The organism is Megasphaera sp. AF13-6AC, assembly GCF_027685385.1.
Lineage (GTDB): Bacteria > Bacillota > Negativicutes > Veillonellales > Megasphaeraceae > Megasphaera > Megasphaera micronuciformis.
Genome location: NZ_JAQCUN010000224.1, coordinates 1 through 1,297 on the forward strand (window position 1 = coordinate 1; position 1,297 = coordinate 1,297).

Consider the following 1,297-nt stretch of genomic DNA (forward strand, 5'->3'; position numbering starts at 1 on the left):
TTTACGATCGTAGTTGACCAACTCGACTGCCTCGAATGCGGTAGCTGTGCAAATGTCTGCCCGGCTAAGGCATTGACAATGGTTCCGAATACGGAAGAAGAACGTGCCAAGATGGACCTCTGGTATTATGGTACGGAAGAAGTGGCACCGAAAGCAAATCCGCAGAACAAGAAATCGGTTATCGGTTCGCAGTTTGAACAACCTCTCTTCGAATTCTCCGGTGCTTGTGCCGGTTGCGGCGAAACTCCGTATGTTAAATTGACGACACAGCTCTTCGGTGATCGCATGATGATTGCCAATGCAACAGGTTGTTCCTCCATTTACGGCGGTTCTGCTCCGGTTGCTCCGTATACGACAGATGCAAAGGGTCACGGTCCCGCATGGGCAAACAGCCTCTTTGAAGACGCTGCCGAATACGGCTTCGGTATGTTCGTAGGTGTTGATAAGGTTCGCAGAGACTTACTTGCAAAAGTAGAAGATGCCAAAGCCGTTGCATCGCCCGAACTTCAGGCGGCATTAAGCGATTGGGCTGCCAACTTTGCTGAAGGCGAAGGCACACGTGAACGTGCCGATAAAGTAACGGCACTTCTTGAAAAAGAAGCTGCAGGCAAGCCGATTCTCGAAGCATTTCTCGACAACAAACAATATCTTGTAAAACGTTCGCACTGGATCTTCGGTGGTGACGGCTGGTCCTACGATATCGGTTTCGGTGGTGTAGACCATGTCCTCGCACAGGATCAGGATGTCAATATCCTCATCCTTGATACGGAAGTTTATTCCAATACGGGCGGTCAGTCTTCCAAGGCTACGCCGACAGCTGCTATTGCGCAGTTCGCCGCTTCCGGTAAACGTACGAAGAAAAAGGATCTCGGCATGATGATGATGTCTTACGGTTATGTATACGTAGCACAGGTTGCTATGGGTGCCGATAAGAATCAGCTCGTAAAGGCTATGACCGAAGCTGAAGCTTACCATGGTCCGTCCGTAATCATCGCATATTGCCCGTGCATTAACCACGGTATTCGTAAGGGTATGGGCAAGAGCCAGGAAGAAGAAAAATTGGCAGTTGCATGCGGTTACTGGGATATGTATCGCTACAACCCGGAACTCAAAGAACAGGGTAAGAATCCGTTCAGCCTTGATTCTAAGGAACCGGATTACAGCAAGTTCCAGGAATTCCTTGAAGGCGAAGTTCGTTATGCGTCCTTGGCAAAAGGATTCCCCGAATTGGCACAGTCCCTCTATGAAAAGACCGTTGCGGATGCGCGTGCTCGTCGTGAATCCTATGTCCGTTTAC

General features: G+C 49.7%; 1 protein-coding gene. It reads left to right on the plus strand.

What is annotated here, in order from left to right:
- Nucleotides 1-1,297, plus strand: a 1,297-nt coding sequence (locus PGX78_RS08360) for a thiamine pyrophosphate-dependent enzyme (RefSeq protein ID WP_270446484.1), incomplete at both ends; no start/stop codon positions are given.